The 17,442-nt window shown below is 70.1% G+C and carries 14 protein-coding genes and 1 tRNA gene; 6 read left to right on the forward strand and 9 right to left on the reverse strand.

All coding sequences use genetic code 11. The annotated features are described in order from the left end of the window. Positions 1-71 precede the first annotated feature (71 nt). Entirely contained in the window at positions 72-734 is a 663-nt protein-coding gene (locus AB0J80_RS26085; protein WP_364709721.1) for a GPP34 family phosphoprotein, read from the forward strand. A gap of 6 nt (positions 735-740) precedes the next feature. Here AB0J80_RS26085 and AB0J80_RS26090 read toward each other — a convergent pair whose 3' ends face one another. Continuing rightward, entirely contained in the window at positions 741-2,876 is a 2,136-nt protein-coding gene (locus AB0J80_RS26090; RefSeq protein ID WP_364709723.1) for a (Fe-S)-binding protein, read from the reverse strand. A 171-nt stretch (positions 2,877-3,047) separates the two neighbouring features. Continuing rightward, on the reverse strand, positions 3,048-3,311 hold the full coding sequence (locus AB0J80_RS26095; protein ID WP_364709726.1) for a cell division protein CrgA: 264 nt from the start codon (positions 3,309-3,311) through the stop codon (positions 3,048-3,050). A 171-nt stretch (positions 3,312-3,482) separates the two neighbouring features. Here AB0J80_RS26095 and AB0J80_RS26100 point away from each other — a divergent pair, with 171 nt between their 5' ends. The 4 genes from AB0J80_RS26100 (at position 3,483) to AB0J80_RS26115 (ending at position 7,845) form a co-directional block, all read left to right on the forward strand. Further along, the gene (locus AB0J80_RS26100) at positions 3,483-4,292 is read left to right on the forward strand and encodes a DUF881 domain-containing protein (protein WP_364709727.1); all 810 of its coding nucleotides are present in this window, start codon (positions 3,483-3,485) and stop codon (positions 4,290-4,292) included. A gap of 890 nt (positions 4,293-5,182) precedes the next feature. Then, positions 5,183-6,910 carry a class E sortase gene (locus AB0J80_RS26105; protein WP_364709730.1) on the forward strand — a complete coding sequence of 576 codons (1,728 nt, stop codon included), beginning with the start codon at positions 5,183-5,185 and terminating at the stop codon, positions 6,908-6,910. Between the two features lie 9 nt (positions 6,911-6,919). Beyond that, positions 6,920-7,189, forward strand: coding sequence for a hypothetical protein (locus AB0J80_RS26110; protein WP_364709733.1), 270 nt, complete (start codon positions 6,920-6,922; stop codon positions 7,187-7,189). 5 nt (positions 7,190-7,194) lie between these two features. Continuing rightward, entirely contained in the window at positions 7,195-7,845 is a 651-nt protein-coding gene (locus AB0J80_RS26115; protein WP_364709735.1) for an aminodeoxychorismate/anthranilate synthase component II, read from the forward strand. 64 nt (positions 7,846-7,909) lie between these two features. Here the strand turns inward: AB0J80_RS26115 and pknB are convergent, their stop codons facing one another. The 7 genes from pknB to AB0J80_RS26150 all read right to left on the reverse strand — a co-directional run bounded on the left by pknB (position 7,910) and on the right by AB0J80_RS26150 (position 16,797). After that, positions 7,910-9,718, reverse strand: coding sequence for a Stk1 family PASTA domain-containing Ser/Thr kinase (pknB, locus tag AB0J80_RS26120; RefSeq protein WP_364709738.1), 1,809 nt, complete (start codon positions 9,716-9,718; stop codon positions 7,910-7,912). Further along, the gene (locus AB0J80_RS26125) at positions 9,715-11,073 is read right to left on the reverse strand and encodes a protein kinase (RefSeq protein ID WP_364709741.1); all 1,359 of its coding nucleotides are present in this window, start codon (positions 11,071-11,073) and stop codon (positions 9,715-9,717) included. The genes pknB and AB0J80_RS26125 overlap by 4 nt, the downstream gene beginning before the upstream one ends. 1 nt (position 11,074) lies before the next feature. Further along, positions 11,075-12,577 carry a penicillin-binding protein 2 gene (locus tag AB0J80_RS26130; RefSeq protein WP_364709742.1) on the reverse strand — a complete coding sequence of 501 codons (1,503 nt, stop codon included), beginning with the start codon at positions 12,575-12,577 and terminating at the stop codon, positions 11,075-11,077. Beyond that, a complete protein-coding gene (locus AB0J80_RS26135) occupies positions 12,574-14,028 on the reverse strand; it encodes an FtsW/RodA/SpoVE family cell cycle protein (protein WP_364709872.1) in 1,455 nt (484 codons plus the stop codon). The genes AB0J80_RS26130 and AB0J80_RS26135 overlap by 4 nt, the downstream gene beginning before the upstream one ends. Before the next feature lie 80 nt (positions 14,029-14,108). Next, entirely contained in the window at positions 14,109-15,530 is a 1,422-nt protein-coding gene (locus AB0J80_RS26140) for a protein phosphatase 2C domain-containing protein (RefSeq protein WP_364709744.1), read from the reverse strand. Further along, on the reverse strand, positions 15,527-16,009 hold the full coding sequence (locus AB0J80_RS26145; RefSeq protein WP_106128672.1) for an FHA domain-containing protein: 483 nt from the start codon (positions 16,007-16,009) through the stop codon (positions 15,527-15,529). The genes AB0J80_RS26140 and AB0J80_RS26145 overlap by 4 nt, the downstream gene beginning before the upstream one ends. A gap of 5 nt (positions 16,010-16,014) precedes the next feature. Further along, a complete protein-coding gene (locus AB0J80_RS26150; RefSeq protein WP_106128832.1) occupies positions 16,015-16,797 on the reverse strand; it encodes a DUF3662 and FHA domain-containing protein in 783 nt (260 codons plus the stop codon). 167 nt (positions 16,798-16,964) lie between these two features. On the opposite strand from AB0J80_RS26150, the gene AB0J80_RS26155 reads away from it, so the two are divergent. After that, a tRNA-Leu gene (locus AB0J80_RS26155) sits at positions 16,965-17,047 on the forward strand. Positions 17,048-17,442 lie beyond the last annotated feature (395 nt).

Raw genomic sequence — 17,442 nt, forward strand, 5'->3', positions numbered from 1 at the left:
ATTGTGCCGGAACCGGAGGTCCCGATGGTGACCGCGTTACCCGGATGCGCCATCCGGTTAGCGTGGACCACATGAACCTCGCCGAGGAATTCGTGCTTCTCGCGTACCGCAACGAGGGATCGCCCGAGCTGGACGGTCCCCGGCTCGATCACGGGCTGGCCGGTGCACTCCTGCTCGACCTCGCTCTGGCGGAGCGGGTGGCGGTCGAACAGGGCAGGGTCGTCGTTCGCGATCCGGCTCCGCTCGGTGACCCGCTGCTGGACGAGGCGCTGGCCCGGATCGCCCGCGACGGGAAGGGCCGCCAGCCGAGGCACTGGGTGTCGGCCTTCGCCCGCGACACCCGTACGCGAACGCTGGACCGGCTCGTCGACGCCGGCGTGCTGAACCGGGAAAAAGAAAGGGTGCTGTTCGTGTTCCCGCGCACCCGTTATCCCGCGCCGCACGGGGTGGAGCCGGTGGCGGAGGCCGAGGCCCGGCAGCGCCTGATCGCCGCCGTGTCGGGGTCGGGGCCGGTCGAAGCGCGTACGGCTGCGCTCTGCGCCCTGGTGGGAGCGACGGGCCTGGACCGCAAGATCTTCCGCGACCTGGATCGAAAGCAGGTCCGCCGTCGGCTCAAGGAGGTCTCCGAGGGGGCCTGGGCCGCCGCGGCCGTCAAGAAGACGATCCAGAGCATCCAGGCAGCGACCATCGCCGCCGCGGTGGCGGCCTCCTCTGCCGCCGCGGCGACCTCATGAGTCGGCCTAGGCCGGCGCCTTGTCGCCCTTGATGCTGCGCAGCAGCACGCTCGCCACGTCGACGACCTCGACGTTCTCCTGCTCGCCCTTGCCGGTGACCCCGTCGCCGATCATCGTGTAGCAGAACGGGCAGCCGACCGCGATCGTCTTGGCACCGGTGGCCAGCGCCTCCTCGGTGCGCTCGACGTTGATCCGCTTGCCGATCTTCTCCTCCATCCACATGCGCGCGCCGCCGGCGCCGCAGCAGAAGGAACGCTCCGAGTTGCGCGGCATCTCGACGAGGGTCGCCGCCTCGCCGAGCACCTCGCGGGGGGCTTCGAAGACCCGGTTGTGCCGGCCCAGGTAGCAGGGGTCGTGGTAGGTCACGTCGCCCTCGATCGGCTGGACCGGGGTGAGCTTGCCGGTCTTCACGAGGTGCGCGAGGAGCTGCGTGTGGTGCACGACCTCGACCTTCAGGCCCAGCTGCTCGTACTCGTTGCCCAGGGTGTTGAAGCAGTGCGGGCAGGTGGCGACGATCTTCTTGACATTCGCCTCCTGCAGCGTCTCGACGTTCTGCTGGGCGAGCATCTGGAAGATGAACTCGTTGCCGATGCGCCGGGCCGGGTCGCCGGAGCAGGTCTCGCCCTCGCCCAGGATCGCGAAGTCCACGCCGGCCTCGTGCAGCAGCGTGGCGACCGCGCGCGTCGTCTTCTTGGCCCGGTCCTCGAACGCGCCTGCGCAGCCGACCCAGAACAGGTACTCGAAGTCTTCCTCGCCGACCCGCTTGATCTCGAAGTCGAGGCCCTTGGTCCAGTCCTCGCGGGTGTTCTGCGGCGCGCCCCACGGGTTGCCCTTGTTCTCGAGGTTGCGCAGCATGACGCCGGCCTCGGACGGGAAGTTGGACTCGATCAGCACCTGGTAGCGGCGCATGTCGACGATGTGGTCGACATGCTCGATGTCCACCGGGCACTGCTCCACGCACGCCCCACAGGTGGTGCAGCTCCACAGCACGTCCGGGTCGATGACACCGTTCTCGTCGGCGCCACCGATCAGGGGCCGGTCGGCCTCGGCCAGGGCCAGCACGTCGACGCCCTTGAGCTGTTCCTCGGTCGCTTTCTCCTCGCCCGTCAGGTCCTTGCCACCACCGGCGAGAAGATAAGGGGCTTTCGCGTACGCGTGGTCGCGCAGCGACAGCACCAGCAGCTTGGGCGACAACGGCTTCGCCGTGTTCCACGCCGGGCACTGCGACTGGCAGCGGCCGCACTCCGTACAGGTGGAGAAGTCCAGCAGGCCCTTCCAGGTGAACTGCTCGACCTGGGCGACGCCGAACTGGTCCTTCTCGGGGTCCGCCTCCTCGAAGTCGAGCGGCTTGCCGTCGCTCATCATCGGCTTGAGCGCGCCCAGGCCGGAGCCCGCGGGCTTCTCCGGGCTGCGCTTGAAGAAGATGTTGAAGAAGGCCAGGAAGCGGTGCCAGGCCACACCCATCGTCACGTTGAGCGAGATGGTGATCAGCCAGCCCATGGAGATGAAGAGCTTGACCAGCGCCACCCAGGTGGGGCCGTCCTCCGCGGAGGGCAGCAGCGCGCCGACACCGTGGCTGACCGGCGTGGCCCAGGCCGAGTACTCGAAGGTGTCGTTGGCGACCTTGAAGCCGCGGATGAGGAAGCCGCAGATCAGGACGCCGACGATGATCGCCTCGACGAAGTAGCCCTGCCACATGGTCGAGCCGGTGAAACGGGAGACCTTCCGGCGCTTGTCACGCTGCCGGCGGTAGATCAGGTAGAGGATGCCGAGCAGGCCCAGGACGCCGATCCACTCGGTGACCAGGCCGTAGATCGTCCAGTGGCCGACGATCGGCAGGCCGCCCGCCGGGTCGACGACCTCGAAGTAGGCCTCGACCACCAGCAGGAACAGGATCATGAAAGAGACCATGACGAACCAGTGCGCCGCACCGACCGCGGTCCACTTCAGCATCCGGGTGTGGCCCAGGGTCTCGACGAGCATGGTCTTCGTCCGGGTGCCCTTGTCGCCGAAGCGCGCCGGGTCGGGCTTGCCCTGACGGATCACCGCGGTCATGGAGATGACCGCCCGCACCGCGAGGACGACCGCCACGAGGGTGACGGCGCCCGCCAGGACGGTGGCGACGATCTGCGGGGTGCCCATCTGCCTTGTGCCTCCTCGGTCGGCCGGTGCCGACCCATGTTACCCACGGGTAATCAAATTGCATGCGGGAGCACCGGTTGAGTTGGTCTCATCCGCCCACTCAGCCGAAAGCGCACCCCGCGGGCCGGAGCCCGGAGGTGCGCCACTCGGACGAATCCGACTTTACGGCGGCTACCGCCAGCGAGAGAGGATTCCCAGGGAGGCGACCATGGCACCGAAGCCGACGAGCAGGTTCCAGTAGCGCCAGGCCTCGACCGGATACTGCTGCTCCGAGAGGTAATAGACGACCAGCCAGGCGATACCGAAGACGATCAGGAAGACCGCGCTGATCGGCACCCAGGCCGGACTCGGCTTCTTGGACGCGGCCGCAGCGGCCGGACGGATGTCCGTCGGCGGCGTGTAGACCTTCTTCTTGCGGACCTGTGACTTCGGCACGGCGCTCTCCTGAGGGCAACAAGTGGTGAACAACCCACCGCTGAGCGGCTCCGGGGAACCCCGAATGCTGCCCGTGGCGAATACTGTTCGATAGCTAGCGTAGTCAAGGCGGCGCGCGCACAGGCACCCGCCGGTGGGTTTTCTCGGACCAGCACGGGGAGGAAGACCGACGTGGAGTACACCACGGGGACGCCCTCGTGGCGACTAGTCCTGCGCCGGGCCCTCGGCGGGTTGCGGCCACGGCGGCGGGCGCAGCGCCAGCGCGGGTGGTCGGTGGGCGTACCGCTGATCGCCCTGGCGGCCGGTCTGCTCTTCACCACCTCGGCCACCACCGCCGACGGCACGACGCTGCGCGACGACCGCCGGCCGCAGCTCGCCCAGCTGATCACCGACAAGCGCACCCGCCTCAAGGAGCGCGAACAGCGCGCCGCGGCCCTGCGCACGGCCGTCGACCAGGACGCAGCCCGCCTCGCCGACGTCGACGAACCGGTCAAAGAGGCCCGGCAACGCGCCGACGCCATGCGCGAACAGGCCGGCTTCACGCAGCTGCACGGCCCGGGCATCACGGTGACGCTCAACGACTCGTCCCGGCGACCCACCGACGGCGGCACGGACGCCCCTCAGAACGACGATCTGGTCGTCCACCAGGGTGACGTCCAGGCGGTGGTCAACGCCCTCTGGGCAGGTGGGGCCGAGGCAATGTCGATCATGGATGTCCGCGTCATCTCCACGAGCGCGGTACGCTGTGTCGGCAACACGCTGCTACTACACGGCCAGGTCTTCTCGCCACCATTCAAGATCACGGCGATCGGCGAACCCACAGCGATGCATCGGGCGTTGGAGTCCGCAGAGGGAGTCCAGCAATTCCGGGATGCGGTCGCCGACTACGGCCTCGGCTACACGGAAACCGTCGAGAGGAACGTGACAGTGCGGGCGTACGACGGGTCGAGTGACCTCCGATCCGCCGAGGTCACCGAGTGATGGTGCCGCCGGACGCCGCGGAGGGCGCGACGAACTCGGGTCGGCACCGCGCACCGGACGGTGACGCGCAGACGGCATTCATCCCCCGCATCACGGACGTGTCCGCCGACGGCGTGCCGGGCGGCCCGCTGGACCCACCGTTCGGCACCGGCTGGCCTTCACCCACCGCGGAAAGCGACGGATCCCCGCAAGCGGTGATCAATCCGGCAGACCAGTCGGGCGGTATCGATCCGGTCGTCGCCCGCGCCGCCGCAAAGGCCCGGGCCGCGGCCCATCAGGACAACCCACCGGTACGCCCGAGCGCGCCGTCCCCAGCCCCCGGATCGCGCGAGTTCGACTTCTTCGCCGCGGCCGAGGGAAGCGCGGGGGCGGTACGGCCCTCCAGCGGGGTCGGAGCAGCCTCGCCTGGCGCCGGGGTTGCCTGGCCGGCCGGCGGCGCTGGAGCGGCCCAGCCGGCGAGCGGCGCGGAAGCGACCCGACCCGCCGGCGGCGCGGGAGCGGCCCGACCCGCCAGCGGCGCAGGAACGGCCGGACCCGCCAGCGGCGCGGGAGCGGTCAGTGCGGGTTTTGCTGAGGGTGCGGGTGTGGTGGGAGCGGCTCGTTCCGCTGCGCCTCGCATTCCCATGCCACCGCCGGCATCTATGCCGTCACCACCCTCCGCGAACGCGCAGCCCTCCATAGCGCCTCCGCCGTCCATGGCGCCCTCGGCCTCTATGCCGCCCACAGCGTCCATGCCGCCCACAGCGCCCATGCCGTCCCAGCAGAGCGGCGCGCCACGTAGCTGGGAGGCGCTGAGCGGGGCACCGCAGGATGCCGGACCGCGTTCGGCACTGCCGAGGAACCGCGCGGCATCCGCGGGGATCACCGAGCCGACCGCGAGCGTGCCCTCGTTGAGGGATGCCGCGCCCCACCGGTCCGGCGGCGACGTGGGAACGGACGACTCCGAGCAGCTCCGCGCCCAGCGCGGTGGGCGTCGGCGGGCACCGGAGCCCGACGTCGCGACCATCACCCCGCAGCCCACGGACGGCGGCTTGTGGCCCGGGGACCCGGTTGGCGGTTCCTGGACCGCCGACCGAGCGAACCTCAGGCCGCGTCGTGCGGACCACCCGGCCGACGTCCGCCGCGAGCCGCACAGCGAGCACACCGGCGGCTGGGCCGCGCCGGCCGGCTCCTGGCCCCCTGCCACACCCGCCGCGGACGACCGCTGGTCCGACGGCGGCAACGGCGGACGCAGGAACGCCGGTGACACCGGACGGACGGACGCCCATGACCCCGCGCCTGCCAACGGCGCGACCGCGGCCCGGCCCGACGGCCGCGACACCGCGCCCACGAGCGCCACAAACCGCGCATGGACCGACACCCGCGACACCCCGCCCCCGAACGGCGCATGGACCGACACCCGCGATACCGCTGGGGCGAGTGGTGGGGATGCCGGGCGGATGCGTTCCGGGGACGCCGGGGCGGTGGCCGAGCGGCGGCCCGACCGGATTCGTAGTTCCGGGTCGAGCCGTCTCGCCCCGGCCGGCGAGCGGGACCGTGAGCGCCGGCTCGGACCCGATCGGCGTGCGGGCGGAGACCGCCGCCAGGGCGCCGGCGACGCCGAGGGGCTCGTGGACGGCTTCGGGCAGGATTCGGTGGGGGCGGATGCCGACCCGTCGGCCACCGCGGTGATCTCGACTGCTGACGCGCCTACCTCGCTGCTTCCCGCCGTACGGAAAAGGGTTGAGGCGCCGTCCCCGGCCAAGGACAAGGACAAGGGTGACGCCGTCGGGGCCGCTTCCGTGGCGGCCGCCGCCGCGGCCGCGCGGGAGGACGATGACGAGCCGGTGGCGGAGACGAAGCCGAAGCGTGGCGAGAAGGTCGTCAAGTTGCGGCCCGAGCAGACCGGCGAGGGCTACAAGAGCGTGTATTCCGAGTTGACGCGGCCGACGCTCGGGTCGCGGATCCGGGCCGGTGTCCGGGTCTCCGGCGAGCTGATGATCACCTTCGGGCTGATCATCCTGCTCTTCGCCGGGTACGAGGTGTTCGGCAACTCGGCCAAGGTCGAGAACGAGCAGGACACGCTCGCCGACCAGCTCGACCAGCAGTGGAACGACCCGACGGTCGCGCCCAGTGCCGGGCCGACCAAGAAGGCTCCTGCCGCGCCCGGCAAGGACCTGGTCGGCCGGCTCTACATTCCCAAGTTCGACATGCACTGGGTCGTGGTGAACGGGGTACGGCCGCAGGACATCCGGTACGCGCCCGGGCACTACCCGGACTCGGCCCAGCCCGGCAAGGTCGGCAACTTCTCGGTCGCCGGGCACCGGATCCGCAAGATCTTCTGGCGGCTGGACGAGTTGAAGCCGGGCGACGTGATCGGCGTCGAGACGCGCAGCAACTGGTACGTCTACCGGGTCAGCAACAGCGAGGTCGTCCGGCCGAACCAGGTCGAGGTCGTCGCGCCCGTGCCCGGCCAGCCCGGTAAGAAGCCCACCAAGGCGATGCTGACGCTGACGACGTGCAACCCGAAGTTCAACAACTACCAGCGGCTGATCGTGCACGCCGAGCTCGTCGACACCATCAAGCGGGACCCGAAGCTGCCCGACGCCGGCAAGCCCGCCGAGATCAAGAAGGCATAGGGAGGGACCGTGTACGCCTGGATCTGGCGCAAGCTGCCCTTCGGCCTGTGGGGCAAGCTGACCGGCTCGCTCGTGCTCGTCGCGACGGTCGGCGTGCTGCTCTGGTACGTCGTCTTCCCCTGGGCGACCCCGCTGCTGCCGTTCGACGACGTCCAGGTCGGCACCGAACAGCAGGACCCGAACTCGGTCGTGCCCGGCGACGGCGCCGAGCTGGGACCCGACGAGATCCCGTACGACCAGCACACGAACGCTCCCGACCCCTCCGCGAGCCCCAGGTGACCGCCGTGCGCATCCTCGTGATCGACAACTACGACTCGTTCGTCTACAACCTCGTGCAGTACCTCGGACAGCTCGGCGCCGACTGCGAAGTGCGGCGCAACGACGAGATCTCGGTCGCCGACGTCGCCGGCTTCGGCGCCGCGGGGGTCCTGCTCTCCCCCGGACCGGGTACGCCCGAACGCGCCGGCATCACGATGGACGTCATCCGCGAGTACGGGGGCAAGCTCCCCATGTTCGGCGTCTGCCTCGGCCACCAGGCAATCGGCGCCGCGTTCGGCGCCACGGTGACCCGCGCCCCGGAGCTGCTGCACGGCAAGACGTCGTCGGTGCAGCACAAGGGCGAAGGGGTGCTGGCCGGCCTGCCCGACCCGTTCACGGCGACCCGCTACCACTCCCTCGCCGTCATCGAGGACACCCTGCCCGCCGAGATCGAGGTGACGGGCCGGACCGAGTCGGGCGTGGTGATGGCGATGCGCCACCGCACGCTGCCGATCGAGGGCGTGCAGTTCCACCCGGAGTCGGTGCTGACCGAGGGCGGCCACACCATGCTGGCGAACTGGCTGGCGGCGTGCGGCCTGCCGGAGGCGTTGGAGCGAGCCCCGGAGCTGGCCGCCGAGGTGGAGACCCGCCGCCGCTCGGCCTTCGCCGCCGCCTGACCTTCCCATACGGAAAAGCCCGGAACGCCACGCAGGCGTTCCGGGCTTTCGCTGTTCGTGTGTCCTAGCCGCCGACGATGCCGCCGAGGCCCGTGTCGCCACCGTCGCCGCCGCCGTCACCACCGGGCGGCGGCTCCGAGCCGTCCGGGGCCGGCGAGCTCGGGTCCGGGTCCGGAGCCTTCTCCGCGATGACCGTGAGCGTGATCTGCGTCGACTTCGACTTCTTCTGCTTGGCGTTCGGGGTCTGCTCGACGACGGTGCCGGGAACACCGTCCTGGTCGGACTCCTGCTTCTGGATGTTCGTGAAGCCGCGCTCCTCGAGTCGCGCCTTGGCGACGTCGAAGGACTCGCCCTTGACGTCCGGAATCTCGATCAGGTTGCCGCGCGACACGGTCACGGTGATCTTCTCGCCGCGCGGGAGCTTCTCGCCCTCGTGCTCGACCTTGAGCACCTCGCCCTCGTCGGCGTCGCTGTCGACCCGGTCGATGACCGGGTCGAAGCCCTTGGCGGTCAGGGCGGCCGTGGCGGCTTCTTCCGGCCTACCTACCAGGCCGGTCGGCACTCGCTCGGTCTCCGGGCTCTGGCACATGACGAGGGTGATGACCGTGTCCACCTTGACGGTCTGATTGGGCAACGGGTTCTGTCCGTAGACCGTTTCCTTGCAGTCCTCTGTCGTCTTGGGGGTTCCCAGCTCGACCTTCTTGAAGCCGGCCTGGTCGAGCCTCGCCTTCGCGTCTTCCTCGGACTGACCGATGACCCTGGGAACCGGCTTCTCCGCGACCGGTGTCGTCGGTTTGTCCCGGTTGGCCAGGGTGAGGCCGATGCCCAGCGCGATCACGGCGAGCACACCGAGCGCCGCGAGCACCGCCATCACCCACGACGACGTCTTGCGCTCGGACGACTGCGGACCGCGCGGCCCCGCGACCCCCGCCGGGATCGGCCGGGTCATGGCGGTCGGCGCCTGACCCATCGGGCCGGTCATCGCCATGGTCTCGGCCTCGCTCATCACCGGCGTCGCCATGACGGGACGGCCGGAGACGGCGCGCAGGGCGTCGGCGCGCATCTCCTGGGCGCTCTGGTAGCGGTTGAGCGGGTTCTTGGCCAGGGCCTTGAGCACGATGGCGTCGACGTCCGGCGACACCTCGCGGTTGATGTCGCTCGGTGCCTTCGGATCCTCACGGACGTGCTGGTACGCCACACTGACCGGGCTGTCGCCGACGAACGGCGGGTGGCCGACGAGGAGCTCGAAGAGGACACAGCCGGCCGCGTACACGTCGGAGCGGGCGTCGACCGACTCGCCGCGGGCCTGCTCCGGTGAGAGGTACTGGGCCGTGCCGATGACCGCGCTGGTCTGCGTCATCGTGGTGGCACCGCTGGCCAGGGCCCGGGCGATGCCGAAGTCCATCACCTTGACCTGCCCGTTCTGCGTGATCATCACGTTGCCGGGCTTGATGTCGCGGTGGATGATGCCGTGCCGGTGGCTGAACTCCAGCGCGGCGCAGATGTCGGCGATGATCTCGAGGGCCCGGCGCGGCTGGAGCCGCTGCTCGGCCGCGAGCACTTCCTTGAGGGTCCGCCCGTTGACGAACTCCATGACGATGAACGGCTGCCGCTCACCGGTCGACGAGGTCTCCTCGCCGGTGTCGTACACGGCGACGATCGCAGGGTGGTTCAGGGCGGCCGAGTTCTGCGCCTCGCGCCGGAACCGCTCCTGGAAGGTGGCGTCCCGAGCGAGGTCGGAGCGCAGCATCTTGATCGCCACGTCCCGGCCGAGCCGGAGGTCGCGGCCGCGGTGAACCTCGGCCATGCCGCCGTAACCGAGCAGCTCGCCGACCTGATACCTGCCACCCAGCAGGCGGGCCTGCGCCGTCATAGCGTCTGTCGTCCTTCGGTCGCGGGGTACGGGCTGTGCGGGACGCCAGCCTGCTTCGTAAGACGGTACGACGCCGCCGCCGCAGGGGGATCGACCGCGCCCATGGTCTTCGCAGTGTTCCCCTCGTTGAGCAGGAACGAGATGACGCCCGCACACAGCAGGACGAGCAGGGCGAGCACGACCGCCAGCACGATGAGTACCTGCCGGCTGCCCGAGTTGTCAGTCTGCTTCGCCGGGGCCATCGCCGGGTGCTGCATCGGCGGCGCCGACGGATGCCTGTACGGCTGCTGCACCGGCGGGACCGAGGCGGCACCGCGCGCACCCTGCCCACCCGACACCGGCCGGGGCACCGGCGGGTACGGCGGACGGGCCTGTCCGGCGTTCGGATGCACCGGCGAGCCGGACGTCGGCGCGCCGGAATGCGGCCGGTTGGCGGCCGCGGGACCGCCGGACTGCGGCCTGTTCATCACCGGACCGCCGGAGTGCGGCCGGACGTGCGGTGCCGCACCGTTGACGGCCGGCTGCTGCACCTGCGTGGTCAGCGAGGACGCGGCCTGCCTCGCCACGGCGGCCATCGCGGACGCCGTGGGCCAGCGGGCGCTCGGGTCCTTGGCCATCGCACGTTCGACGATCGCACGGACCGCGGGCGGAATGTCGGCAGGCAGCGGGCGCGGCGTGTCCCGGACGTGCTTCATCGCGATCTCGATCGGCGTCGCGCCGTCGAACGGCCGGTGCCCGGACAGGCACTGGTACGCGACCACACCGAGCGCGTACACGTCGGAGGCGGCCGTGGCGACGGCGCCGGAAGCCTGTTCGGGAGAGATGTAGGAGGCGGTGCCGAGCACCGAGCCGGCCACCGTGAGCTGCCCGACCAGGGCGGAGCGGGCGATGCCGAAGTCCGTGAGCACCAACGTGCCGTTCGGGCGTACCAGAAGGTTTCCGGGCTTGACGTCGCGGTGGACGATGCCGTTCCCGTGCGCGGCGTGCAGCGCGTCGGCCGCCTGGGCGACGAGCGCCATCGTGCGGGCGGGGGTGAGCCGGCCGACCCGGCTGAGGGTGCGCGACAGGGCGTCACCCTCGACGTACTCCATGACCAGGAAGGCCAGCTGCTGGTCGGAGCCGTAGTCGTAGACGTCGACCACGCCGGGGTGGTTGATGGTCGCCATCGTCCGGGCCTCGCCGCGGAAGCGCTCGGCGAAACCGGGCTCGTCCAGCAGGGCGGGCAGCAGGATCTTGACAGCGACCGTACGGCCGAGCACCTCGTCGGTGCCGCGCCACACGTCCCCCATGCCGCCGCCGGCGATCCGCTCGTCCAGGCGGTACCGGCCACCGAGGGTCACCCCAGGGCTGATCATCTCAGTCCCCTCCCCCGCCGGCAGCGGCCTTCATGATGAGCCCGGCGATGCGGGCCGCCTCGGCGCTCGCGTGCCCGCCGGCCACGTTCTCGAGCATGACGCAGACGGCGGAGACCGGCTGCCCCTTGTCGTCGAACGCGAAGCCGATGAACCAGCCGTGCGGGTCGGCCCCGGTGGCGTTCTGCGCCGTACCGGTCTTGCCGCCGACCTCGTACCCGTCGATCTTGGCCCGCCGGCCGGTGCCGTTCTCGACGACGCTGACCATCATCTCCTTGAGATCACCGGCGACATCGGAGCTGATCGGCGTCCGCAGGGTCTCGGGGTCGGCGTTGTAGATCGGCCGCCGATCCGGGCTGAGCTCCTGCTGCACCAGGTACGGGCGCATCTGCTTGCCGCCGTTGGCGACGGTGGCGGCCATCAGCGCGCCCTGCATCGTGGTCATCCGGACTTCCCGCTGACCGATCGACGACTGGGCGAGGGCGGCCGGGTCGGTGCTGCCGTCCTGGTTCTGCATCGCGCCGGTGCGGCTCGCCACGACCGGCAGGCCGCCGTCGCGGAGGCTGCCGACGGTCAGGTCCTCCTGCTCGAAGCCCCAGTCCTGCGCTTCCTTCTTGACCTTGTCGGCGCCCAGCTCGACGCCGAGGCGCGCGAAGCCGGTGTTGCAACTGTCGGTCAGCGCTTCCTTGAGCGTCACCTTCGCGCCGGGGCAGGTCTCGGCCTCGGCGTTGTGGATGGGCGCGCCGGAGCCCGGCGCCACGTACTCCGAGCCCGCCTGAATCTCGCTGGACTGCGTGTAGCCGTTCTTCAGCGCCGCCGCCGAGATGATGACCTTCATCGTCGAGCCGGGCGGGTAGTTCTCGCTCGTCGCCCGGTTGAGCAGCGGCTTGTCCTTGTCGGCGTTGAGCTCCTTGTACGCCTCCCCGGCGACCTTCCGGTCGTGGCTGACCAGCGGGTTCGGGTCGTAGCTGGGCATGGAGACCATCGCCTGGATCGCGCCCGTACGCGGGTCGATCGCGACCGCGGAGCCCTTCTTCGCGCCGCGCTCGTTGTTGTTCAGCTGCTTCCAGGCGACTTCCTGCGCCTTGGGCTTCAGCGAGAGCACGACGTTGCCGCCGCCGGGCTCGTCGCCGGTGAACATGGCGCTGATCCGGTCGGCGAAGAGCTTGTCGGAGGCACCGGAGAGGAAGTCGTTCTCGGCGCGCTCGATGCCGGTCTCGGCGCCGCTGACCGGCTTGTAGCCGATGACCGGGGCGTACATCTTGCCCTCGGGGTAGACGCGGAGAAACTTCAGCGTGCCGTCGGTGGCCTTGCTCTCCGCCAGCGGCCGCTTGCCGGCCTCGATGACGCCCCGGGGGATCTCGTACTCGGCGACCTGCACGCGACCGTTGTAGTCGCTGGTGCGGTAGTCGTCCGCCTTGTACGCCTGGACCCAGTTGAGGTTGGCGAAGAGCAGTCCGAAGAGGACCAGGATGACCACGCCGGCCTTGCGCAGGGGAGCGTTCACGGCTTGATCACCTCCGTCATGGCGCCGTGCAGCTGAGCGGGTGGTTGCTTCGGGCCGCCGGCTTGAGCCGCGGGCCCACCCGTCGTCGGCCTGCGACCGGCGTCGGAGATCCGCAGCAGCATGGCGATGAGCAACCAGTTCGCCATGAGCGACGAACCACCCGCGGACAGGAACGGTGTCGTCTGACCGGTCAACGGGATCAGGCCCGTGATGCCACCCAGGATGACGAAGACCTGCAACCCGAGCGTGAACGCCAGGCCACCGGCGACCAGCTTCCCGAACGAGTCGCGGACGGCCAGACCGGCGCGGAGGCCACGTTCCACGATCAGCAGGTAGCAGACGAGCAGCGCGGACAGACCGAAGAGGCCGATCTCCTCGCCCATGCCGGCGAAGATGAAGTCGGTGCGCACCTCGGGCACGAAGCCCGGCGATCCGGCGCCGGGGCCGGTGCCGAACAACCCGCCCGTGCCCAGCCCGAGCAGACCCTGGACGAGCTGGCCGCTGCCGCCGCGGCGGAAGTAGTACGTCGGGTTGAACGGATCGAGCCACACCGAGGCGCGGTCGTAGAAGTTGGCGAACGGGCCGCCGATGGACGCGCCCAGCAGGTAGGCCACGTAGACGCCACCGAAGAACATCAACAGACCGATGATCAGCCAGCTCGCGCGTTCGGTGGCGACGTAGAGCGTCACCACGAACAGGCCGAAGTACAGCAGCGCCGTACCGAGGTCCTTCTCGAAGACGAGGACCAGCAGCGAGAGCAGCCAGACGGTCACGACCGGGCCCAGGTCACGGCCCCGAGGGAAATCGATGCCGAGGAACCGCCGGCTCGCCAGCGACAGCACCTCACGCTTGCGCACCAGGTAGTACGCGAAGAAGGAGACCAGCGCCAGCTTGGCGAACTCACCCGGCTGGATGGAGAAGTCGCCCACCTGGATCCAGAGGCGTGCGCCGTTGACCTCCGAGATCGACGCCGGCAGAACCGCCGGGATCATCACCAGGACGATACCGACCAGGCCCAACGTGTACGCGTACCGCGAGACGACCTTGTGGTCACGCACCACGAGCAGCAGCACCGCCGCCAGGATCAGCGCGATCAGCGTCCACTGGAGTTGGCGGCCGCCAGTGCCGGCGAACAGGCTCGGGACTTCCCTCTTCTCGGAGAGCGCCTTTGCGATGTCGAGACGCCGAAGGAACGCGATGCCCAGGCCGTTGATCAGCCCCACCGCCGGGATCAGGACCGGGTCCGCGTACACCGCGGTGTAGCGCACGACCATGTGGAGGCCGAGGAGGAGGATGCCGAGCAGCACCGACGGCACCCAGAACGTCGAGCTGAGCTTGTCGAGCTGGTTGGCCTCCACCGTGGCGCTGAAGACCGCCACGATGATCATCGCGAAGAGGAGCAGACCCAGCTCCGCGTTCCGCCCCGTCCTCGTTGCCGGGACGCGCGGCATCTCACCCGTGGAGGCGGGTGTGGGAGCCGGAAGGGCGGGCGCGGTCAAGAGGGGATCCCCAGACTTCGGTCGGGCGGGGCTCAGTCGACGGGCCGACACCCGACCGGGTCGCTGGTGACCGGCGGGTTCGGGTCCGAGGGCTGGGCGTCCGGCGTGGTGGCAGGCGCGAGATCGGGCACCGACGAGGTGGTGTTCCGGGCGGGAGCCGTGGCTTTGGCGGACGGCGGGGGCGTGGGGCCCGCCGACGCGATGGTGGACGGCGGCGCACTCGGCGCACACACGGGCTTCAGATTCGGGTTGGACGCGTCCTCGCTGGTCAGCTCGAGCAGCCGGCGCTGGGCGTCGGGCTTGCTGTCGGCGTGGATGCCCTGCTTGACCCGGTCCTGCGCGACCGTGGTCAGATCGTCGAGACGCGCGGCGCTGGTCTCGTTGACGCTCGACAGGTCCAGGCCGGCGATCTGGCCGGGCACACCGCGGAAGATCGCGAGCTGGCCCTCGTCGGTGGCACCGACGTAGTACTGGTCCTGGGTGTAGCGATAGCCCAGCCACAGCCCGCCGCCGAGCATGCCGAGCAGCAGCAGGACCAGAAGGCTGGTGCGGACCGGGTGCCGCTTCGGCGGCTCCGGCTCGTCGTTCTCGTAAGCCGCGGACTCGGGCTGCGCCGGGCGCGGTGGCGCCTGAAGCGCGGCCGCTCGCGCGGCTGCGCTGGAGCTGTCGGCGACCGTCGAGTTGCCACGGTCGCGGGCAGCCGCACCGCCGACGATCGGAGCCTGCTCGACGATGTCCGCGTCCGTCGCGTCAGCGATGACCACGGTGATGTTGTCCGGACCGCCGCCGCGCAGCGCGAGCTGCACGAGGCGCTCGACGCACGCCTGCGGATCCGGGATGTCCCGCATGCTCTCGCCGATGGTCTCGGCGCTCACCACGCCGGACAACCCGTCACTGCAGATCAGATACCGGTCGCCCTTGAGCACCTGGCGCACCGAATACTCCGGGTCGATGTCCCGGCCGTCGAGCGCCCGGGTGAGCAGCGAACGCTGCGGGTGGCTGCTCGCCTCCTCCGGGCTGATCCGGCCCTCGTCCACCAGCATCTGGACGTACGTGTCGTCCTTGGTGATCTGGGAGAACTCCCCGTTGCGCAGCAGATAGGCACGGGAGTCCCCGATGTGCACCATGCCGATCTTGCTGCCGGAGAAGAGGACCGCCGTCAGGGTCGTGCCCATCCCCTCCAGGTGGGGATTGGCGTCGACGGTGTCCCGCAGCTGCTGGTTGGCCGTCCCGACGGCGTGCCGCAGGGCGTCGACGAGCGCGTCACCGGGCACGTCCTCGTCCAGCGGAGCCATGGCGGCGATGACGATGTTGCTGGCGACGTCACCGGCGGCCATGCCGCCCATGCCGTCGGCGACGGCAAGCAGCCGCGGTCCGGCGTAGACGGAATCCTGGTTTCCGTCTCGGATCAGACCGCGGTCGCTCTGGGCGGCGTAGCGCAGGGTCAGGGTCATGGCCGTAACTCGAGAGAAGTGCGGCCGATCCGGATCGGCACGCCAAGGGGCACGGGAGTAGGTCCGGAGACCTTACCGCGATCGAGATAGGTCCCGTTCGTCGAGCCGAGATCCTCGACGAACCACTGCCCGTCGCGCGGAACCAGCCGGGCGTGCCGGGCGGACGCGAAATCGTCGGTGATGACGAGCGTCGAGTCCTCGGCCCGCCCGATCGTGATCTGTGCCTCACCGAGCGTGATCCGGGTCCCGGCCAGCTGACCGGCGGTCACGACGAGCTGCCGCGCCGACTTACCCCGCTTCGCCTTCGCCGGCCGGCCAGGAGCCATCACCCCGCCGACCCCGCGAGGCGTGGCGACGATGCTCTTGGACCGGACACCGGCGAACAAGTCCTTCCGGATCACCCCGACCACCGTGAACACGAAGATCCACAGCAGGATGAGGAATCCGAAACGGGCGACGGTGAGGACGAATTCTGGCAAGGTGGCTAGCCGTCCACTCGGAACGTCAGCGTGGTGGTGCCCAGCTGGATCATGTCGCCCGGGTTGAGCGCCACGGCCGACACCCGCTGGCCGTTCACCATCGTGCCGTTCGTCGACCCGAGATCGGTCAGCACGACCTGGCTGCCGTCGTAGTCCAGCCGGGCGTGCCGCCGCGAGATGCCGACATCCGGCAGACGCAGGTTCGCCTGGTCACCCCGGCCGATCACCGTCGAACCCATCTGCAACGGATAGGTACGCCCGTCGCCGGACACCAGGCCGACGTTCCGGCCGTTGTGCCCATGCTGCTGGTAGCCACCCGGCTGCTGGTCATACGGCGAGTAGGCAGGCTGGGCGTCATACGCCGGCTGCTGCACCGGAGCGACCTCGCCGCCGGTGTACACCTCCGCCGTCACCCGGAACATGCCCGTGTCGAGCCCGTCGCCCCGCTCGATCTCGACGATCACATCGCCGTACACCGTCCAGGCCTGCTCACCGATGAACTCCGCCTGCGACTGGGCCAGCTCCTGGGCCAGCGCGGCGGCATACGGCGCCAGCCTGCTGTGGTCGTACGGCGAGAGATCGATCACGTAGCGGTTCGGCACCAGAGTCCGCCCACCAGCGAGGATAGCCTTGTGGGCCTCGGCCTCCCGCTGCATGGCATTCAGAATCTCCACCGGGTGCACGACACCCTTGAACACCTTCGCGAAGGCCCCCTCGACCAGGCCTTCCAACCGCTTCTCAAAGCGCTGCAGCACGCTCACCGGCTCCTCCTCGGGTTCCGAGGACATGATGGTATCCGGCCGCCGCTTGCGCATCTCTGCGTGAGCGACCGGTCGCTCCTGACCCTCGTATGACGGCCCCCGACGCCGTGCTAATCTTCCCTGGCGTCAAGGGCAGTACCTGCTCGCGATGTAACGAGGGACAGCGTAATCTGTTCCGGCTAACGCAGTGCCACGGGGATGTGGCGGAATGGCAGACGCGCACGGTTCAGGTCCGTGTGTCCGAAAGGACGTGGGGGTTCAACTCCCCCCATCCCCACGAGTGTCCGGGTGGCCCCTGTCCGCGGAGTGCGCGGACCGGGGCCACTCGTCATATCTGCTCCGGGGGCCGAGCCCCCGGAAGCCCCGCGGTGCGGTGGGGCGGTGGGTGGGGTGGCTGCGGGTGGGGACTCGTGCGGCTTCGCCGCCCTTGATTCGTTCTTTGGTGGTTTCGCGGCTTCGCCGGTTTGGGCGCGGTTCTTGCGCCTCCCGGCTTGGCGTCGGCCCCTGACGGGGCACATCGGCCCGGCTGCCCACCCGACCAGGCACACGAACCTGGCTGCCACCCGGCCAGGGACACCAACCCCGGCTCCCCACCTGACCAGGCACACCAACCCTCGCTCCCCGCGCGATCGGGAGTACCAACCCCCGTTCCCCGCTGATCGGGCACGCCAA

Source organism: Actinoplanes sp. NPDC049548, assembly GCF_040676695.1.
GTDB lineage: Bacteria > Actinomycetota > Actinomycetes > Mycobacteriales > Micromonosporaceae > Actinoplanes.